General features: G+C 55.8%; 15 protein-coding genes. 10 read left to right on the top strand and 5 right to left on the bottom strand.

Annotation, left to right across the window (positions count from 1 at the left end; genetic code table 11):
• The first annotated feature begins 124 nt into the window (after nucleotides 1–124).
• A complete protein-coding gene (locus tag ACORNT_RS03135) occupies nucleotides 125–1,948 on the top strand; it encodes a DUF885 domain-containing protein (protein WP_321395269.1) in 1,824 nt (607 codons plus the stop codon).
• Between the two features lie 67 nt (nucleotides 1,949–2,015).
• Entirely contained in the window at nucleotides 2,016–3,824 is a 1,809-nt protein-coding gene (locus ACORNT_RS03130; RefSeq protein WP_321395267.1) for a M2 family metallopeptidase, read from the top strand.
• A gap of 9 nt (nucleotides 3,825–3,833) precedes the next feature.
• Here the strand turns inward: ACORNT_RS03130 and ACORNT_RS03125 are convergent, their stop codons facing one another.
• Both ACORNT_RS03125 and ACORNT_RS03120 read right to left on the bottom strand, forming a co-directional pair.
• Nucleotides 3,834–4,310, bottom strand: coding sequence for a hypothetical protein (locus ACORNT_RS03125; protein ID WP_321395265.1), 477 nt, complete (start codon nucleotides 4,308–4,310; stop codon nucleotides 3,834–3,836).
• A 60-nt stretch (nucleotides 4,311–4,370) separates the two neighbouring features.
• Complete coding sequence (locus ACORNT_RS03120; RefSeq protein WP_321395263.1) at nucleotides 4,371–5,783, bottom strand: M28 family peptidase; 1,413 nt, start codon at nucleotides 5,781–5,783, stop codon at nucleotides 4,371–4,373.
• A gap of 267 nt (nucleotides 5,784–6,050) precedes the next feature.
• Here ACORNT_RS03120 and ACORNT_RS03115 point away from each other — a divergent pair, with 267 nt between their 5' ends.
• The 6 genes from ACORNT_RS03115 to ACORNT_RS03090 all read left to right on the top strand — a co-directional run bounded on the left by ACORNT_RS03115 (nucleotide 6,051) and on the right by ACORNT_RS03090 (nucleotide 11,836).
• Complete coding sequence (locus ACORNT_RS03115; RefSeq protein ID WP_420717514.1) at nucleotides 6,051–6,944, top strand: HpcH/HpaI aldolase/citrate lyase family protein; 894 nt, start codon at nucleotides 6,051–6,053, stop codon at nucleotides 6,942–6,944.
• Nucleotides 6,944–8,008: a MaoC family dehydratase gene (locus ACORNT_RS03110; RefSeq protein WP_321395259.1), complete on the top strand. Its 1,065-nt coding sequence runs from the start codon at nucleotides 6,944–6,946 to the stop codon at nucleotides 8,006–8,008. The genes ACORNT_RS03115 and ACORNT_RS03110 overlap by 1 nt, the downstream gene beginning before the upstream one ends.
• A 455-nt stretch (nucleotides 8,009–8,463) precedes the next feature.
• Complete coding sequence (sdhC, locus tag ACORNT_RS03105) at nucleotides 8,464–8,850, top strand: succinate dehydrogenase, cytochrome b556 subunit (RefSeq protein WP_321395257.1); 387 nt, start codon at nucleotides 8,464–8,466, stop codon at nucleotides 8,848–8,850.
• Nucleotides 8,847–9,236 (top strand): succinate dehydrogenase, hydrophobic membrane anchor protein, encoded by a 390-nt coding sequence (sdhD, locus tag ACORNT_RS03100; RefSeq protein WP_420717537.1) that lies wholly within the window; start codon nucleotides 8,847–8,849, stop codon nucleotides 9,234–9,236. Before sdhC ends, sdhD begins: the two co-directional genes overlap by 4 nt.
• A 17-nt stretch (nucleotides 9,237–9,253) precedes the next feature.
• A complete protein-coding gene (gene sdhA, locus ACORNT_RS03095) occupies nucleotides 9,254–11,041 on the top strand; it encodes a succinate dehydrogenase flavoprotein subunit (protein WP_321395253.1) in 1,788 nt (595 codons plus the stop codon).
• Between the two features lie 12 nt (nucleotides 11,042–11,053).
• Nucleotides 11,054–11,836: a succinate dehydrogenase iron-sulfur subunit gene (locus tag ACORNT_RS03090; protein ID WP_321395251.1), complete on the top strand. Its 783-nt coding sequence runs from the start codon at nucleotides 11,054–11,056 to the stop codon at nucleotides 11,834–11,836.
• A gap of 72 nt (nucleotides 11,837–11,908) precedes the next feature.
• On the opposite strand, the gene ACORNT_RS03085 is transcribed toward ACORNT_RS03090, so the two are convergent.
• The 3 genes from ACORNT_RS03085 to ACORNT_RS03075 form a co-directional block, all read right to left on the bottom strand.
• Nucleotides 11,909–12,517 carry a PEP-CTERM sorting domain-containing protein gene (locus tag ACORNT_RS03085; RefSeq protein WP_321395249.1) on the bottom strand — a complete coding sequence of 203 codons (609 nt, stop codon included), beginning with the start codon at nucleotides 12,515–12,517 and terminating at the stop codon, nucleotides 11,909–11,911.
• Between the two features lie 269 nt (nucleotides 12,518–12,786).
• Complete coding sequence (locus tag ACORNT_RS03080) at nucleotides 12,787–13,008, bottom strand: hypothetical protein (protein WP_321395247.1); 222 nt, start codon at nucleotides 13,006–13,008, stop codon at nucleotides 12,787–12,789.
• A 164-nt stretch (nucleotides 13,009–13,172) separates the two neighbouring features.
• Complete coding sequence (locus ACORNT_RS03075; protein ID WP_321395245.1) at nucleotides 13,173–13,388, bottom strand: hypothetical protein; 216 nt, start codon at nucleotides 13,386–13,388, stop codon at nucleotides 13,173–13,175.
• 142 nt (nucleotides 13,389–13,530) lie between these two features.
• Between ACORNT_RS03075 and zapE the strand changes: the two genes are divergently transcribed.
• The gene (gene zapE / locus ACORNT_RS03070; RefSeq protein WP_321395243.1) at nucleotides 13,531–14,727 is read left to right on the top strand and encodes a cell division protein ZapE; all 1,197 of its coding nucleotides are present in this window, start codon (nucleotides 13,531–13,533) and stop codon (nucleotides 14,725–14,727) included.
• A 338-nt stretch (nucleotides 14,728–15,065) separates the two neighbouring features.
• Nucleotides 15,066–16,028, top strand: a complete 963-nt coding sequence (mdh, locus tag ACORNT_RS03065) for a malate dehydrogenase (RefSeq protein ID WP_321395241.1) — start codon at nucleotides 15,066–15,068, stop codon at nucleotides 16,026–16,028.
• The last annotated feature ends 22 nt before the right edge of the window (nucleotides 16,029–16,050 follow it).

Below are 16,050 nucleotides of genomic sequence, written 5' to 3'. Positions count from 1 at the left end.
GGTGAAGTTTCACTCGTCCCTTTTTTTATACAATCCGTCGTTTTTTGTTTCGTGGTCACAGGATAGCCTGTTAGGCTCGGTCGATAAAGAACTCTTCTCATAAGATCAAGGGGACCTACCTACTATGACCAACCATAACAAATTCCTACGGAAAACATTCTATATCGGTGTCATCGGCACATTGATGACCGCCACTTCCGCCTTTGCCATGGAGAAGGCGCCGGAAAATATTGACGATTTTTTTGCTGAGTATTTCGACGAAGCCATCATGGAAACGCCGGAAGGCCTGACCTATACCCGTTATATGGAAACCCAGGGCAAGGAATGGCGCCATGACAAGCTGGATGATGTGTCCCAGGCCCACCGGGACAAGATGTTCAAAATGGAGATGCAAAATTTTGAACATCTCAAACATTATGATGACGGCAAACTGAGCGAAGGCCAGCAACTGTCCAAGCAACTCCTGACATGGGACATGGAGCGGACAAAGCGCCTGCATAAATATGATGACTATGGTTACATCCAGGCCCAGAACGGCGGCCCGCTGATCGATTTTCCCAATTTTCTCAGCAATTTTCATGCGGTCGGCAGCAAGGCTGATGCCGAGGATTATATTGCCCGTCTGAACGCCACCGGCCATCAGTTCGATCAGTATCTGGCGCGCATCAAGGCCCAGGCCGCCAAGGGCATTATCCTGCCCAGGGTGCTGATGGAAAAGGTTATTGAAACCGGTGACACCGCTGTTAACACGCCTGTGGAAGAGGACCTGCTCTATGTAACCTTTGCTTCCAAGCTTGACGGGGTCGGGGAGCTTTCTGAGGAAGAAAAAGGGGAACTTCTCACCCGGGCGCATGCAGCCATCAGCGACGTGGTTCATCCCGCTTACAAGAAAATGACGGATTACCATAAGGAACTGATCAAAAAAGCCACAAATGATGCCGGTGTCTGGAAATTCCCCGACGGCGACAATTATTACAAGGCCATGGTCGCCAGCATGACCACGACCGACATGACTCCGGAACAGATCCACAATATCGGCCTTGCTGAAGTGGACCGTATCCAGGGGGAAATCCTCACTATCCTGAAAGGTGAGGGATATGACGTTTCAAAGGGCTTTGAAGTCCTGATCCAGGAACTGGCCGAGGAAGAGCGGTTCTACTATTCCGACGATGATGCGGGCCGCGCCCAGATCCTGGAAGATTACCGGACAATGATTGCCGAGGTGAACGAACGGGTTCAGGACGTCTTCAATGTGAAGCCGAAGATGGGTGTGGAAGTACGACGGGTGCCGGAATTCAGTGAAAAGTCCGCCCCGGGCGCCTATTACACCGATCCGGCCCTGGACGGCTCCCGTCCCGGTATTTTCTGGGCCAACCTTTATGACATCAAGGCGACCCCGAAATACGGCATGCGCACTCTCACTTATCATGAGGCCGTGCCAGGCCACCATTTCCAGATCGCCATCTCCCAGGAACTGAAGGATATGCCCCTGTTCCGCAAATATATGTTCTTCACCGCCTATGTGGAGGGCTGGGCCCTTTATGCAGAGCGGGTGGCCAAGGAACTTGGTCTGCAGGAAGATCCCTACAGCGACATTGGCCGTCTGCAGGCGGAACTGTTCCGGGCTGTGCGTCTGGTGGTCGACACCGGCATGCATTACAAGCACTGGACCCGGGAACAGGCCATTGACTATATGGCGAAAAACTCCGGCATGGCCATGTCAGATGTGGTCTCCGAAATCGAACGTTATATGGTCTGGCCGGGTCAGGCGCTGGCCTACAAGGTCGGCATGCTGAAAATTCTCGAATTGCGGGAAAAAGCCATGACCGCGCTGGGTGACAAGTTCGACATGGGCAAGTTCCATGACGTGGTGCTGACCAGCGGGGCTTTGCCGCTGTCCGTTCTGGAACAGCTGGTGGACGACTATATCGCTAAAAACAAAAGCTGATAAATCAGCTGACGAGCGGGCACCTCAACGGGTGCCCGTTTTTTCTTATGGAGGACTATAGGAGCATATGATGAGAAAATTTTTACTGACCGGCACGACCGCCCTGACCCTGGTGCTTGCAGCCTGCAGCCCCGCCAGCGAGGAAAAAACAACCGAAAAAGCGGTTACCTCCGAAGACGCCAAAGCCTTTGTGGCCATGGTTGAAAAGGAGTATGAGGAATATTATCCCTATGCCGCCCGGACCTACTGGATCCAGGCTAATTTTGTCACCGTGGACAGCAATGCGCTGGTGGCCAAAGTCAGCGCGGAAGGCACCGCCATGGCGGTGAAGTTCGCCAATGAAGCCAAGAAATTCAATGAGATCGAGGTGGACCCCGATACCCGGCGCAAGCTGGAGCTGCTGAAACAGGGCATTACCCTGCCGGCCCCGACCAATGAGGCGGAAAACAGGGAACTGGCACAGCTGACCTCCGATCTGGATGCCATGTATGCCACAGGCAAGGACCCCAGGGGCCGTAACGACCGGGAACTGATCAAGGTGATGGCGGAAAGCCGCAATCCCGATGAACTGCTGGAGGCCTGGACCGGCTGGCGCACTGTTTCCCCGCCCATGAAGGAGAAATATGCCCGCATGGTGGAAATTGCCAACAAGGGGGCCAAGGAGCTTGGGTACAAGGACGTGGGCGCCATGTGGCGCGCCGGGTACGACATGCCCGCCGACGACTTCCGCGCCGAAGCCGATCGGATGTGGGAACAGGTGAAACCACTTTACAGTTCACTTCATTGTTATGTGCGGGCCAGGCTCGGTGAAAAATACGGCGAGGATGTTGTGCCTCAGGATCAGCCGATCCCGGCGCACCTGCTTGGCAATATGTGGGCTCAGGAGTGGGGCAATATCTATGACCTTGTGGCGCCCGAAGGCAGCGACATCGGTTATGACCTGACCGCCCGTCTGAAAGACAAGGGATATGACGAGATCCGGATGGTCAAGACCGGCGAGAATTTCTTCTCCTCCCTCGGTTTTGCGCCATTGCCGGATACCTTCTGGGAACGCTCGCTGATCAAGAAGCCGCAGGACCGGGAAGTCCAGTGTCATGCCAGCGCCTGGGACATCGACGGCAAGGATGACATCCGTATCAAGATGTGCACCCAGATCAACGCAGACGATTTTGAGACAGTGCACCACGAGCTCGGTCATAACTATTACCAGCGCGCCTACAAAAACCAGAGCATTTTGTACCAGGGCGGGGCTAATGACGGATTCCATGAAGCCATCGGTGATACCATTGCGCTCAGCATCACTCCAGACTACCTGAAACAGATCGGGCTGATTGACAAGGTGCCGTCTGCCGAGAGTGACATCGGTCTGTTGATGCGCCGGGCCCTGGATAAGGTGGCCTTCCTGCCCTTCAGCTTGATGGTTGATCAGTGGCGCTGGAAAGTCTTCAACGGCGAACTCACCCCGGATACCTATAACAGTGGCTGGTGGGATCTGCGGGAAAATTACCAGGGTGTGAAAGCGCCGGTGGAACGCGCCGCCGACGATTTTGATCCGGGCGCCAAATATCATATTCCGGGCAATACGCCCTATATGCGTTATTTCCTTGCCCGTGTTCTGCAGTTCCAGTTCCACAAGGCCGCCTGTGAGATGGCCGGCTTCGAAGGGCCGCTGCATCGCTGCACCATTTATAACAACAAGGAAGTCGGCGAAAAATTCAATGCCATGCTGGAGATGGGCCAGAGCAAGCCCTGGCCGGAGGCTCTCGAGGCCTTTACCGGCACCCGTCAGATGGACGGCAGCGCGGTGCTTGAATATTTCGCCCCGCTGCAGAAATGGCTGGATGAACAGAATGAAGGCCGCAGCTGCGGCTGGTAAAAATATAAGTCAGACAGAGATTGAAAAGCAGGCCTTCGGGTCTGCTTTTTTATTGTGGAGAGTTGATGACGACCTTGCCGATCCAGTTTTTCTTGCGGCGGGCCAGCCGGTCGCCGCTGCCTTCGCCGTCAAAATCATGCAACCCTTGTGGTTCCGGTAACCGGGCCGCCTCGTCAAGGGTGTTGCGTTGAGGATACCGTAAAGCTGCCCGTCCGTTTCGCACAGGACAAAGGGGGTTACCCCGCAGCGGGCGCAGAAAATAAAGTCGGCGGTTTTCTGGCCGAAGCGATAGCGGGTGACCTGCCGGTCATCATGATAGGTAATGTGCAGCTCACCCGCGGGATCGGCTACATGCCGGGCCGGTTGTTTGCGGCAATAGCTGCAGCCGCATTGCCGCACGACAAGCTCCGTGGCAGGCGTTGACGTCAGGAAGTCATAGTCAATGTTGCCGCAATGACAGCGGCCATGGTGGGTCTGTTTTGTCATTCTGGAGCCTCGGGAGTTAAGGACTGGAGAAGCCCCGCAGAGAGCTTCCCCGGGGTCAGATTATTTCCGGAAGTCCACGCCGCTTTCGGCGGCGATCCAGGTGAACATGGTGTAGATCGCCGTGTTGAACTTCATGGCCTCCGGGTCCACCTTGTCAAAGGTGTCGTTATCGGTGTGGTGGTAATCGAAATAAAGGCTGCCGTCCGGGCTGAAATTGACGGCGGGCATGCCGGCGTCGCCCAGCAGGCTCAGGTCCGACTGGCCCTTGGCGTCGTTGGCCGGATTGAGGGAGACGCCCATCGGCGCGAACAGCTCGGCCATTTCCCGGATCACGTTCAGCGCTTCCGGTCCCACGCCCGGTTTCATGTCATAAATCCGGCCGACCCCGAAGTCCCATTCGGCGCCGATCACATGATGGTCCAGTTCGTCCTTGTGGGCCTCAAGATATTGCTCTACGCCAACCAGACCCACTTCCTCGGCTCCGAACAGCACCACCCGGACGGAGCGTTTCGGACGCTGCGGCAGGTCGAGGATATGTTTGCCGGCCGCCATGGTGATGGTCACGCCGATGCCGTCATCTACAGCGCCGGTGCCCACATCCCAGCTGTCAAGATGCGACCCAAGGATCACATAATCCTCCGGGCTTTCCCGTCCGGTCACTTCGCCGATCACATTGGCGGTCTTGACCACCTTTTTGTCGTGGCGTCTGGAGGATTGCTTCAGCTTGAAGGTGACAGGTTTGCCGCGCCTGATCAGGTTGGACAGGATATCCGCATCGGGATTGGACAGGGCGGCGGCGGCGATGCCGGGGATGCCGTCGTCGGTGTTCATGCTGCCGGTATGGGCCAGGCGGTTATTGTCGGTGCCGACCGACCGCATGATAAAGGCCACAGCGCCTTTCTGTTCGGCGACAAGGGCGCCCTTGCCGCGGGCGATCACGGCCGGGCCGTAACCGGAGCCGTCAACTTTCCGTTCCATACGGTAGGACACATAGGCGATCTTGCCGTCGAGGCTGCCGGGGGCGGCGGCTTCAAGGGCGGCGAAATTTTCAAATTCCACCACCTCTGCCTCAATCCCCTTTTTCGGGCTGCCGACCGAACCGCCCAGCGCGATGGCGGTCATTGTATGGGGGTAAGGGCCGGTCACTTCGGCCTCGATCTCGCCGCGTTCCCACAGCACATGGGTCACTTCCTCGGTCCAGACCTTGTCGAAGCCCAGCGCCTTCATTTTGGCCACGGCCCACTCAACACCTTTTTTGTCGCCCGGTGTGCCGACCCGGCGGGCGCCCACTTCGGTGCTCAGCGATTCGTCCAGCTCGTAAGCCAGACCCGCGTCGAGGGCGGTTTCCTTGAGCTCAAGGGCGGTCGCCCTGATTTCTTCGGACAGAATGTTTTCGGCCTTGAGAGGCTGGGAGAGAAGGCCACCCGTTATGGCCAGGACAGCAAGGGTGCCGGAAAATTTATGCAATAACATTATGATATATCCCCGATGGTTTATTGTTTGTTGTGCCGCAAGTCTGGTACAGATGCTGCGCGGTTTCAACCCAAATCGCCCCAAATCGTCATGCCACTCTCTGATTATCGTTCTGCCGGTTAAGTATGAAATATTTTGCGGTGCAGCATCTTGCATTGCACCAAAAAAATGACTATAAGCAAATTTCAAAAGGATTTTGGTTTGTGAAATAAAATAACAAAAACTCACGCCATTCCGGTTCATGTTACAGCATTCATGAGGGAAAATATGTCACATCACTCCAGATCTAATTTGTCCAGACCCAGAAGAAGCGTTCTTTATATGCCGGGTTCCAACCCCCGGGCGCTGGAAAAGGCAAAGGGCCTTGCCGCCGATAGCCTGATCCTTGATCTGGAGGATGCGGTGGCGGTGGACGCCAAGGAAGAAGCGCGCCGGCTTGTTGCCGAGGCGGTGAAGGCCGGCGGTTATGGCAAACGGGAACTGATCGTCCGGGTCAACGGGCTGGACAGTCCCTGGGGCCGGGACGACATCAGGGCGGCCAGTGTGGCCGGACCCGACGCCATTCTGTTGCCCAAGGTGGAAAGCGCCGCCATGGTCAGGGAGGCAGAAGAGCTTATGATTGAATATGGCGCGCCGAAGACAACGACTCTCTGGTGCATGATGGAAACCCCGCGCGGTATCCTGCGGGCGGAGGAAATTGCCGATAGTTCTCCCCGCCTTGGCGGTTTTGTCATGGGCACCAACGACCTTGTGAAGGACCTGCAGGCCCGCCATACGCCGATGCGGTTGCCGATCCTGACCAGCCTGTCGCTCTGTGTCCTGGCGGCCCGGGCGGCCGGTATCGCTATCATCGACGGCACCTTCACCGATCTCAATGACGAGGAGGGCCTTGTGGCCTCCTGCCGGCAGGGCGTGGAATTCGGTTTTGACGGCAAGACCCTGCTGCATCCGAAACAGCTTGGTCCGGCCAACGAGGCCTTCGCGCCGAGTGTTGCCGAAGTGGAACATGCCCATGCGGTTATTGCCGCCTTCGAAGCCGCCGAAGCGGAAGGCAAGGGCGTGGCCCTGCTCGACGGCAAGCTGGTGGAAAATCTGCATGTGGAAGTGGCCAAAAGCCTGATCGCCCAGGCTGAGATGATCAGGGAACTGGAGGCCGAGTGATGGACCAGAAATCAGACAAGACCTTTAAGGGCAATTATTTCGAGGATTTCACAATCGGCCAGATCCTCAATCACGCCACACCGCGCACGGTGACCGAGGGCGATGTGGCCCTCTATACGGCTCTGTACGGCCCGCGTTTTGCGCTGCAGTCGTCCGATGAATTCGCCCACAACAGCGGCTATGAATGCGCCCCGCTGGACGATATGCTGACCTTTCATATTGTCTTCGGCAAAACCGTACCGGATATCTCCATCAATGCGGTGGCCAACCTGGGTTATGCGGATTGTAAGTTCCTGAAACCGGTCTATCCGGGTGATACCCTGAGCGCGGTCAGTGAAGTGATCGGCCTCAAGGAAAATTCAAGCGGCAAAAACGGCAATGTGTTCGTGCGTACCACCGGCAGCAACCAGGCGGGCGAGGTGGTGCTGCAATATGTGCGCTGGGTCATGGTCAACAAGAAAGACCCGGCCAGTCCGGCGCCGGAAACGGTCATCCCCGACCTGCCCGAGGCGGTGGCGGCAAGTGACCTGACCGTGCCGGAAGGGCTCGATTTCTCCGGCTATGACGCTGTCCTCGCGGGTTCCCCCTATTTTTGGGAAGATTACGAACCCGGAGAAAAAATCAACCATGTTGACGGCATGACCATCGAGGCGGCCGACCATATGATGGCGACCCGGCTCTATCAGAATACGGCCAAGGTTCATTTCAACCTGCATATGATGAAGGACGGCCGGCTCGGCGAGCGTATCGTGTATGGCGGCCATGTGATTTCTCTCGCCCGGGGGTTGAGTTTTAACGGGCTCGGTAATGCAGCCCTGATTGCCGCCATCAACGGCGGTCGTCACGTCAATCCCTGCATTGCCGGCGACACGGTCTATGCCTGGACCGAGGTGCTGGACAGGGCCGAGATTGGGGGTCGCAGCGATGTGGGCGCCCTGCGGGTGCGGCTGGTGGCGACCAAGGACCATGAACCGGCGGATCATGCTTATAAAGACGACGACGGCAAATATCTGCCCAGCGTCCTGCTTGATCTTGATCTATGGCTGTTATTGCCCCGGAGATAGGGGGGGCGCCTTTTCCAGCTTTTTCTCGTCCCGGAAACTGTCTGCGCCAATGATCAGCAAACAAACGTTTGGTCAAGCCGGGTTGAAAAGGAGGGCTCCGCCCGGCCTCTGGAAGAATATGCTGAAGACAGGCCGGACCTATAAAGAAGACTTCCAGCTCAATGCCTGTATCGCCCGCACGACCCGGGCCCGCATCCGTTATCTGGACTATGTATCTGAAGCCTTTGATTCTATATGAATAATGCTCGATAAGACAGACCAGTCTGTATAAAATTTTCCAGGGCACCGACCGGTTAAGGCTCTATTTTCGGAAAAAATGCATAAATATCTAAGAACGATTCTCAGGTAAGCAGTTCCCCTCTTGCTCTTGGGCCCTGAAATGACTAAGACAGTTTCAGGGTGTATTCGGATGGCGGGAGGCCTTCCCCCATCAAAGACATATAAAGGAGTAGTAGATGGCTCGGGTTCAACGGCCGACTTCGCCGCATCTGCAGGTCTATTCATGGGGGCTGCATATGCTCCTGTCCATTCTTCATCGCGCTACCGGCGCCGCACTGGGTGCGGGAACGCTGCTGCTGGTCTGGTGGCTGCTGGCCCTGGCCACGGGGCCCGAGGAATATGATCTCTTTCTGCTGTGCATGGGCAGCCCGCTCGGAAAAGTCGTTCTGTTCGGCTTTACCTGGGCGCTGATGCTGCACCTGTGCAACGGCATTCGTCACCTGTTCTGGGACATGGGCATGGGCTTCGAGCTCGACACCACTTCCCGGTCCAGCGTTCTGGTGCTTCTTGGTTCCGTCGTCCTCAGCCTTTTGGCCTGGGCGGTCGGCTACGGTCTGATATAGGAGGGGTTGATATGAGCTTGCGCACGCCTCTTGGCAAGGTCCGCGGACTTGGTTCCGCAAAGAACGGCACCCACCACTGGTGGATGCAGAAAGTCACCGCCGTCGCCCTGATTCCGCTGACCGTCTGGTTTATGGCCAGTATGGTGCAGATGACACAGGCCGGTTTTGAAGTAGCGGTCACCTGGCTGTCTTCACCGATCCCGGCGATCCTGATGATCCTGTTTGTGACCACCGGCCTCTATCACCTGAAGCTCGGCCTGCAGGTCATTGTCGAGGATTATGTCCACGGCGAGGGTCTCAAGACCATCATCCAGATGCTGATCACCTTCGGCTGCATCCTGCTGGCGGTGGCCGCGGTCTTTTCCATTCTCAAAGTTGCGATCTAGGTCAGGAGCAGAAACAGATGACAAAAGCATATGAACTGACAGATCACGTCTATGACGCCATTGTGATCGGCGCCGGCGGCTCCGGTCTCCGTGCCGCCATGGGCATTGCGGAAGCCGGTCTCAAGACCGCCTGCATCTCCAAGGTTTTCCCGACCCGTTCCCATACCGTTGCCGCCCAGGGCGGTATTGCCGCCTCGCTCGGCAACATGGGACCGGATACCTGGCAGTGGCACATGTATGACACCGTCAAGGGTTCCGACTGGCTCGGTGACCAGGACGCCATTGAATATATGGTGCGCCAGGCGCCCGAGGCGGTTTACGAGCTCGAACACTTCGGTGTGCCCTTCTCCCGGACGGAAGAAGGCAAGATCTACCAGCGCCCGTTCGGCGGCATGACCACCGAATTCGGTGAAGGCCCGCCGGCCCAGCGCACCTGCGCCGCCGCCGACCGGACCGGCCACGCCATGCTGCACAGCCTGTACCAGCAGTCGCTGAAGTATGACACCGACTTCTTTGTCGAATATTTTGCCATCGACCTGATCATGGTGGACGGTGAATGCCGCGGCGTCATCTGCCTGGATATGAACACCGGCACCCTGCACCGTTTCAAGGCCCATATGACCGTGCTGGCAACCGGCGGTTATAACCGCACCTATTTCTCGGCGACTTCTGCCCATACCTGCACCGGCGACGGCGGCGGCATGGTCCAGCGCGCCGGCCTGCCCCTGCAGGATCTGGAATTCGTGCAGTTCCACCCGACCGGCATTTACGGCGCCGGGGTGTTGATCACTGAAGGTGCGCGCGGTGAAGGCGGTTACCTGGTGAACTCCGAAGGCGAGCGGTTCATGGAGCGTTATGCGCCCAGCGCCAAGGATCTGGCCAGCCGTGATGTGGTGAGCCGGGCGATGTCCGTGGAGATTTCCGAAGGCCGCGGTGTCGGCGAGCACAAGGATCATATCTTCCTGCATCTGGATCATCTTGATCCGGCGATCCTGGCGGAGCGCCTGCCGGGCATTTCCGAAAGTGCGCGCATTTTCGCCGGTGTCGACGTGACCAAGCAACCGATCCCGGTGGTGCCGACCGCCCACTATAATATGGGCGGCATTGGCTGTAACTATCATGGCGAAGTGCTGAACCCGACGGTTGAAGATCCGGACCGGGTTGTCCCCGGCCTGATGGCTGTGGGCGAAGCGGCCTGTGTGTCCGTACATGGCGCCAACCGTCTCGGCTCCAACAGCCTGATCGACCTTGTGGTCTTCGGCCGCGCCGCTGCCCACCGGGTGGCCGAGGTGGTCAAGCCCCGGACAGCGCACAAACCGCTGCCTGACGACAATGCCGATTTCGCGCTCAGCCGCCTGGACAAATATCGTTACGCGGACGGCAGCCATACCACGGCCCAGGTCCGCGACAGGATGCAGCGCACCATGCAGGCCAACTGCGCCGTGTTCCGTCAGCAGGATACGCTGGAAGCCGGCCAGAAGGCGATCGACGAGATCTATGCCATGCTGGGAGATGTCAAAACTTTCGATCGCTCCCTGACCTGGAACAGTGATCTTGTTGAGACACTGGAGCTTGAAAACCTGCTGATGCATGCGGTAACCACCATGCATTGTGCGGCCAACCGCACTGAAAGCCGCGGTGCCCACGCCCGGGAGGACTTCCCGGACCGCAATGACGAGGAATGGATGAAACATACCTCGGCCTGGCTGGAAGACGGCAAGATCCGTATCGAATATCGTCCGGTTCATGACTATACCCTGACCGACGAAATCGACTATATCAAACCCAAAGCCCGCGTATATTAAGGAGCAGAGAACATGGCTGAATTCAGACTTCCCAAAAACTCCCGATATACCAAAGGCAAAACCTGGAAGGCAGAGGCCGGGGCGACCAACATCAAACGTTTCAACGTCTATCGCTGGAACGAGGATGACGGTGAAAATCCGCGCATCGATACTTACGAGGTTGATCTCGACAAATGCGGCCCGATGGTGCTCGACGCTCTGATCAAGATCAAGAACGAGATCGATCCGACGCTGACCTTCCGCCGCTCCTGCCGCGAAGGCGTCTGCGGCTCCTGCGCCATGAACATCGGCGGCATGAACACGCTGGCCTGTACAAAGGATATTGCCGACTTCAAGGGCGATGTGAATATCTATCCGCTGCCGCATATGGATGTGGTCAAGGACCTGGTGCCGGACCTCACCAACTTCTATGCCCAGTATGCCTCCATCAAGCCGTGGATGCAGACCCAGACTCCGGCCCCGTCCGGCAAGGAACGGCTGCAGAGCCGGGACGACCGGGCCAAGCTCGACGGCCTTTACGAATGCATCCTGTGCGCCAGCTGCTCCACAAGCTGCCCGAGCTACTGGTGGAACTCCGACCGTTACCTCGGTCCGGCCGTTCTGCTTCAGGCCTATAGATGGCTGGTGGACAGCCGTGATGAAAATACCGGCGAGCGTCTGGATGCGCTGGAAGATCCCTTCCGGCTTTATCGCTGCCACACTATCATGAACTGTGCCAACACCTGCCCTAAGGGTCTCAATCCGGCCAAGGCCATTGCCGAAATCAAGAAGATGATGGTCGAGCGGCAGGGGTAATTGGTTATCCCATTTCCGTAACAAAAAAGCGGCCCGTTGGGGCCGCTTTTCTTTTGCCGTGAGTGCGGCGTGTTATTTGGCAATCCGCTTGCGCCGGGCCAGGCCGAGGCCGGCAAGACCAAGGCCGAGCAGGGCGAGGGATGCCGGTTCGGAAACCTGTTGTGCGGGGTCCCGGAACACCAGGTCAAAGGAGACAAAAGAGTCTAATTGCCAGAGGGTATCATTGAAATTGATGCTGACGGAATGAGCGTCAAAGCTGATATCCTCAAGCGCCAGACCGGAGACCTCTGAAACAACGAAGTTTTCAATGCCGGTTATGGTTCCGCTTCCCCCCTGCGGATCCAGGTCGCTGAGAAGGATGGTGAACTCTGGGTTATAGCCGTAACTTACGCCATTTTGGTACGCATTAGATATCGATACGGAGGAGGCCCCGAGATCGATATTGAGGAATGTGTCGCCTTCATAATCCAAAGTGAATTCTGCGCCCGCCCCGACGACAGAGGAGTTGGGGCTGCATGAGAAAAAAGTATTTGTCATGTCGCAATTAACGCTGTCGTCGATCAGGCTGGCCTGGGCCGGGGCGGCAAACAGCCCCAGCGAAGTGACGGTTGCGGCGGCAAGTAAGGCTTTGCGGAGGGGCGTGAAGCCGGTCTGTTTTTTCAGTTTACGCATAGCGGTCATTATTTATCCTTATATAACAATATATAAATCAATGGCTTATTGAGATCATTCAGAGATTTATAAGCAAATATCGTGCCAATATTGAAAGAGGTGTTTGATTCCAACGGGATCGGGATGAAGGGAATTTATTTTCGGTCTGGCGGGCGGTTTTTTCAACCAAAAGTGTAAAGAATCCTGACGGTTTCTCTTGCGCGCAAGGCGGATCAGCATGATGACAAAAGCCGGGTCAGTGCCCGGCTTTTTGGATATTACGATACTTAATTATTCGATCAGTAGATGAATTCCTTGAGCAGGATCACATCGGTGACCACAAAGCCGTGCCGTTCCGGATGATGTTTCTTGACGATCCGCAGGGCATCCTCTTCCGATTCCGCATCAACTTCCAGATAGCGCAAGTCTCCCCACCCCTGTTCGTAATTGGGGTGTTTCTTGCCGTCGGCATAGGCTTGCCGGACAGATTCATTATAAATGGCAACTTCGTATTTATTCATGGATCAATTTACTGATTGTTACTCTCGACATGTTGTAAACATATCAACCTATGGCACCAAATACAACAGCTGGTACATACAAGTTTATCTGATATATTTACATCATGTTTTCATTGTGTGTCTCTCTGCGGTGAAAAGGTCGCGAGGCCATGACTCTTATGGCGTCAGGACATCGCCTCGGCCGCGTCACCCAGCACAAAACCCATCTTTTCCGGATGTTTCCGGCGGCAGATTTCCATGGCTTCCACCGGCGTATGCGCACGGACTTCGATCAGATGCATGTCTGCCCAGGTGTCTTCCAGCGTGTCATGGGAGCGTCCGGAGCGGACGGTCTCGCGCACTTCCTCGTTATAGACCGGAATTTCAAATATTTTCTTCATTGTTCTTACATTCCCTTTATTGTACTGCTTCGGGTATTATATTTTCTTTTGTTAGCGCATTCGTCTTTTACCATATAAGGCGTTGATAAATTGTTAAAATTTTAATCAAATATCAGATTTTATCCGTTACACAGTTCAGATTATGACAAAAAACGCCACAGAAGTTCATAGTAAGGCAGGGCCCCTGGCCCGGTATTATCAGGCGCGCGAAGCCGGTGAGCTGAGGGAAGATCCCGTCCAGGAACAGGTGATGATGCGGCTTCAGGAGCTGTATACTGCGCTTGACGGTTATGAGGAGAAGTTTGAGCCGGGTAAGGGCGCCAACGGATTTTTATCCAGGGTTCTTGGCCGGGGTAAAACATCCGACTTTCCCAAAGGCTATTATATATATGGCGATGTGGGGCGCGGCAAATCCATGATCATGGATCTTTTTTTCGAGGAAGCCCCCGTGAGGGCCAAGCGCCGGGTTCATTTTCATGCCTTTATGCTGGAAATTCATGCGGCCATCCATGAATGGCGATATATGTCGGCCGAAGACAGGATCGCAAAATGGGACACGGACAAGGACGACCCGATTCCGCCGCTGGGCCGTAAGGTGGCCCATGAAAGCCGTCTCCTTTGTTTTGATGAATTCCAGGTGACCGATGTCACTGACGCCATGCTGCTGGGCCGGCTGTTCGGGGAACTGATGAAGCTTGGCGTGGTGATCGTCCTGACCAGCAACCGTGTCCCCGAGGATCTTTACATCGGCGGCCTCAACCGGGAACTGTTTCTGCCGACCATTGCCATGCTTCGGGAAAAGATGAATGTCATTGCCCTGGACGGGCCGACAGATTACCGGCTCGAACGCATGAAAGGCATGCCTACCTACTATTATCCCCTGGGGGAGGAGGCGACACAGGCCCTGTCGGAAGCCTTCTGGCGGCTGACCGATCATGATGTGGCCGACCGTTCGAAAGTGGGGCCTGACGTGCTGGACGTCAAGGGGCGCAAGCTGACCATTCCGGTGGCTGACCGGGGGGTGGCGGTGGTCTCCTTTAAAAAGATGTGCGGCGCGGCGCTGGGCGCGGCTGACTATCTGCAGATCGCCTGGCATTATCACACCGTGATTATGGTCGGCATTCCCAAGCTTGGACCGAACAACCGCAACGAAGCAAAACGCTTTGTCACCTTCATCGATGCCCTCTATGAAAATAACGTCAAATTCCTCTGCTGTGCAGAGGTGCCGCCCGAAGATCTCTATGAGGAAGGGCACGGGCATTTTGAATTCCAGCGCACCGTTTCCCGGCTGATGGAGATGCAGAGTCAGGAATATCTGGCCAAGGGCCATGCGGTTTAACTGTAAAATATGACCCTATAAACAGACAGGTCTGTATATTTTTTACCCAAATAGGTATCTATTGACCCTGATTTGCAGGAGAGTCGATCAGAAATGACCCGAATTTATGAATAAAAGGTAAATTTTGCCCGCCTGCAAGCCACGGATTTCCTTGGAAAAATGAGATTTCAGGGCAAATATGGCAAATATCGCCAAATACCGGCGCAAAAAGTCAGAAAACCTTGCGCGTATCGTTAATTCACGTTACATCCGAAGAGGAAATAAAGTGCGAAAGCACGTCGGCAGCGTCATAAGCCGGACAATTCTTAAATCTTAATATAATCAGGAGATAGATCAACATGGCACGTAAAAAGATTGCGCTTATCGGTGGCGGTCAGATCGGTGGTACCCTTGCACATCTGGCGGCTCTCAAAGAACTTGGTGATGTGGTAATATTTGATATTGCCGAGGGACTCCCTCAGGGCAAGGCTCTGGACCTGGCCCAGTCCGGTCCGGTAGAAGGCTTTGACGCCAAAATGACCGGCACCCAGGATTATGCCGATATCAAGGACGCTGACGTTGTTATTGTGACCGCAGGTGTGCCGCGCAAGCCGGGCATGAGCCGCGACGATCTTCTCGAAATCAACCTGAAAGTCATGAAATCCGTTGGCGAGGGCATTCGCGACAACGCCCCCAACGCTTTTGTGATCTGTATCACAAACCCGCTGGACGTCATGGTCTGGGCGCTGCAGAAATTCTCCGGTCTTCCGGCCAAGAAAGTTGTCGGCATGGCCGGTGTTCTGGACTCTGCCCGTTTCCAGCATTTCCTGGCCGATGAATTTAATGTGTCTGTGGAAGACGTGAACGCCTTTGTTCTGGGCGGACATGGCGACACCATGGTGCCGCTGGCCCGTTATTCCACGGTTGCCGGTATTCCGATCCCCGATCTGGTGGAGATGGGCTGGACCACACAGGATAAACTCGACCAGATCATTCAGCGCACCCGTGACGGCGGCGCCGAGATCGTCGGCCTGCTGAAAACCGGTTCTGCCTTTTATGCGCCGGCGACCTCCGCCATTGCCATGGCTGAATCCTACCTGCGTGACAAACGCCGGGTGCTGCCCTGTGCGGCGGAACTGAACGGTGAATATGGTCTCAGCAATCTTTATGTTGGCGTGCCGGTGATCATTGGCGAAAACGGTGTCGAGAAAATCGTCGAAATCAAATTTGACGAAAATGACAAGGCCGGGTTCGACAATTCTGTCGCCGCTGTGGAAGGCCTGATTGACGCCGTCAAGAAGATTGACCCGTCTTTGGCGTAACACACAGGAGATAAGGGTAAGC

Source organism: Emcibacter sp., assembly GCF_963675455.1.
Taxonomy (GTDB): domain Bacteria; phylum Pseudomonadota; class Alphaproteobacteria; order Sphingomonadales; family Emcibacteraceae; genus Emcibacter.
The sequence above is the reverse complement of the archived record's forward strand: the minus strand, read 5'-3'. Positions and strand labels throughout refer to the sequence as shown.

Excerpts from the sequence above, each read along its gene's own strand:
- ACORNT_RS03110 (WP_321395259.1), top strand. The coding sequence starts at position 6,944 with ATGGACCAGAAATCAGACAAGACCTTTAAGGGCAATTATTTCGAGGAT.
- sdhA (WP_321395253.1), top strand. The coding sequence starts at position 9,254 with ATGACAAAAGCATATGAACTGACAGATCACGTCTATGACGCCATTGTG.
- ACORNT_RS03080 (WP_321395247.1), bottom strand. The coding sequence starts at position 13,008 with ATGAATAAATACGAAGTTGCCATTTATAATGAATCTGTCCGGCAAGCC.
- ACORNT_RS03135 (WP_321395269.1), top strand. The coding sequence starts at position 125 with ATGACCAACCATAACAAATTCCTACGGAAAACATTCTATATCGGTGTC.
- zapE (WP_321395243.1), top strand. The coding sequence starts at position 13,531 with ATGACAAAAAACGCCACAGAAGTTCATAGTAAGGCAGGGCCCCTGGCC.
- ACORNT_RS03075 (WP_321395245.1), bottom strand. The coding sequence starts at position 13,388 with ATGAAGAAAATATTTGAAATTCCGGTCTATAACGAGGAAGTGCGCGAG.
- ACORNT_RS03120 (WP_321395263.1), bottom strand. The coding sequence starts at position 5,783 with ATGTTATTGCATAAATTTTCCGGCACCCTTGCTGTCCTGGCCATAACG.
- mdh (WP_321395241.1), top strand. The coding sequence starts at position 15,066 with ATGGCACGTAAAAAGATTGCGCTTATCGGTGGCGGTCAGATCGGTGGT.
- ACORNT_RS03130 (WP_321395267.1), top strand. The coding sequence starts at position 2,016 with ATGATGAGAAAATTTTTACTGACCGGCACGACCGCCCTGACCCTGGTG.
- ACORNT_RS03085 (WP_321395249.1), bottom strand. The coding sequence starts at position 12,517 with ATGACCGCTATGCGTAAACTGAAAAAACAGACCGGCTTCACGCCCCTC.
- ACORNT_RS03115 (WP_420717514.1), top strand. The coding sequence starts at position 6,051 with ATGTCACATCACTCCAGATCTAATTTGTCCAGACCCAGAAGAAGCGTT.
- ACORNT_RS03125 (WP_321395265.1), bottom strand. The coding sequence starts at position 4,310 with ATGACAAAACAGACCCACCATGGCCGCTGTCATTGCGGCAACATTGAC.
- ACORNT_RS03090 (WP_321395251.1), top strand. The coding sequence starts at position 11,054 with ATGGCTGAATTCAGACTTCCCAAAAACTCCCGATATACCAAAGGCAAA.
- sdhC (WP_321395257.1), top strand. The coding sequence starts at position 8,464 with ATGGCTCGGGTTCAACGGCCGACTTCGCCGCATCTGCAGGTCTATTCA.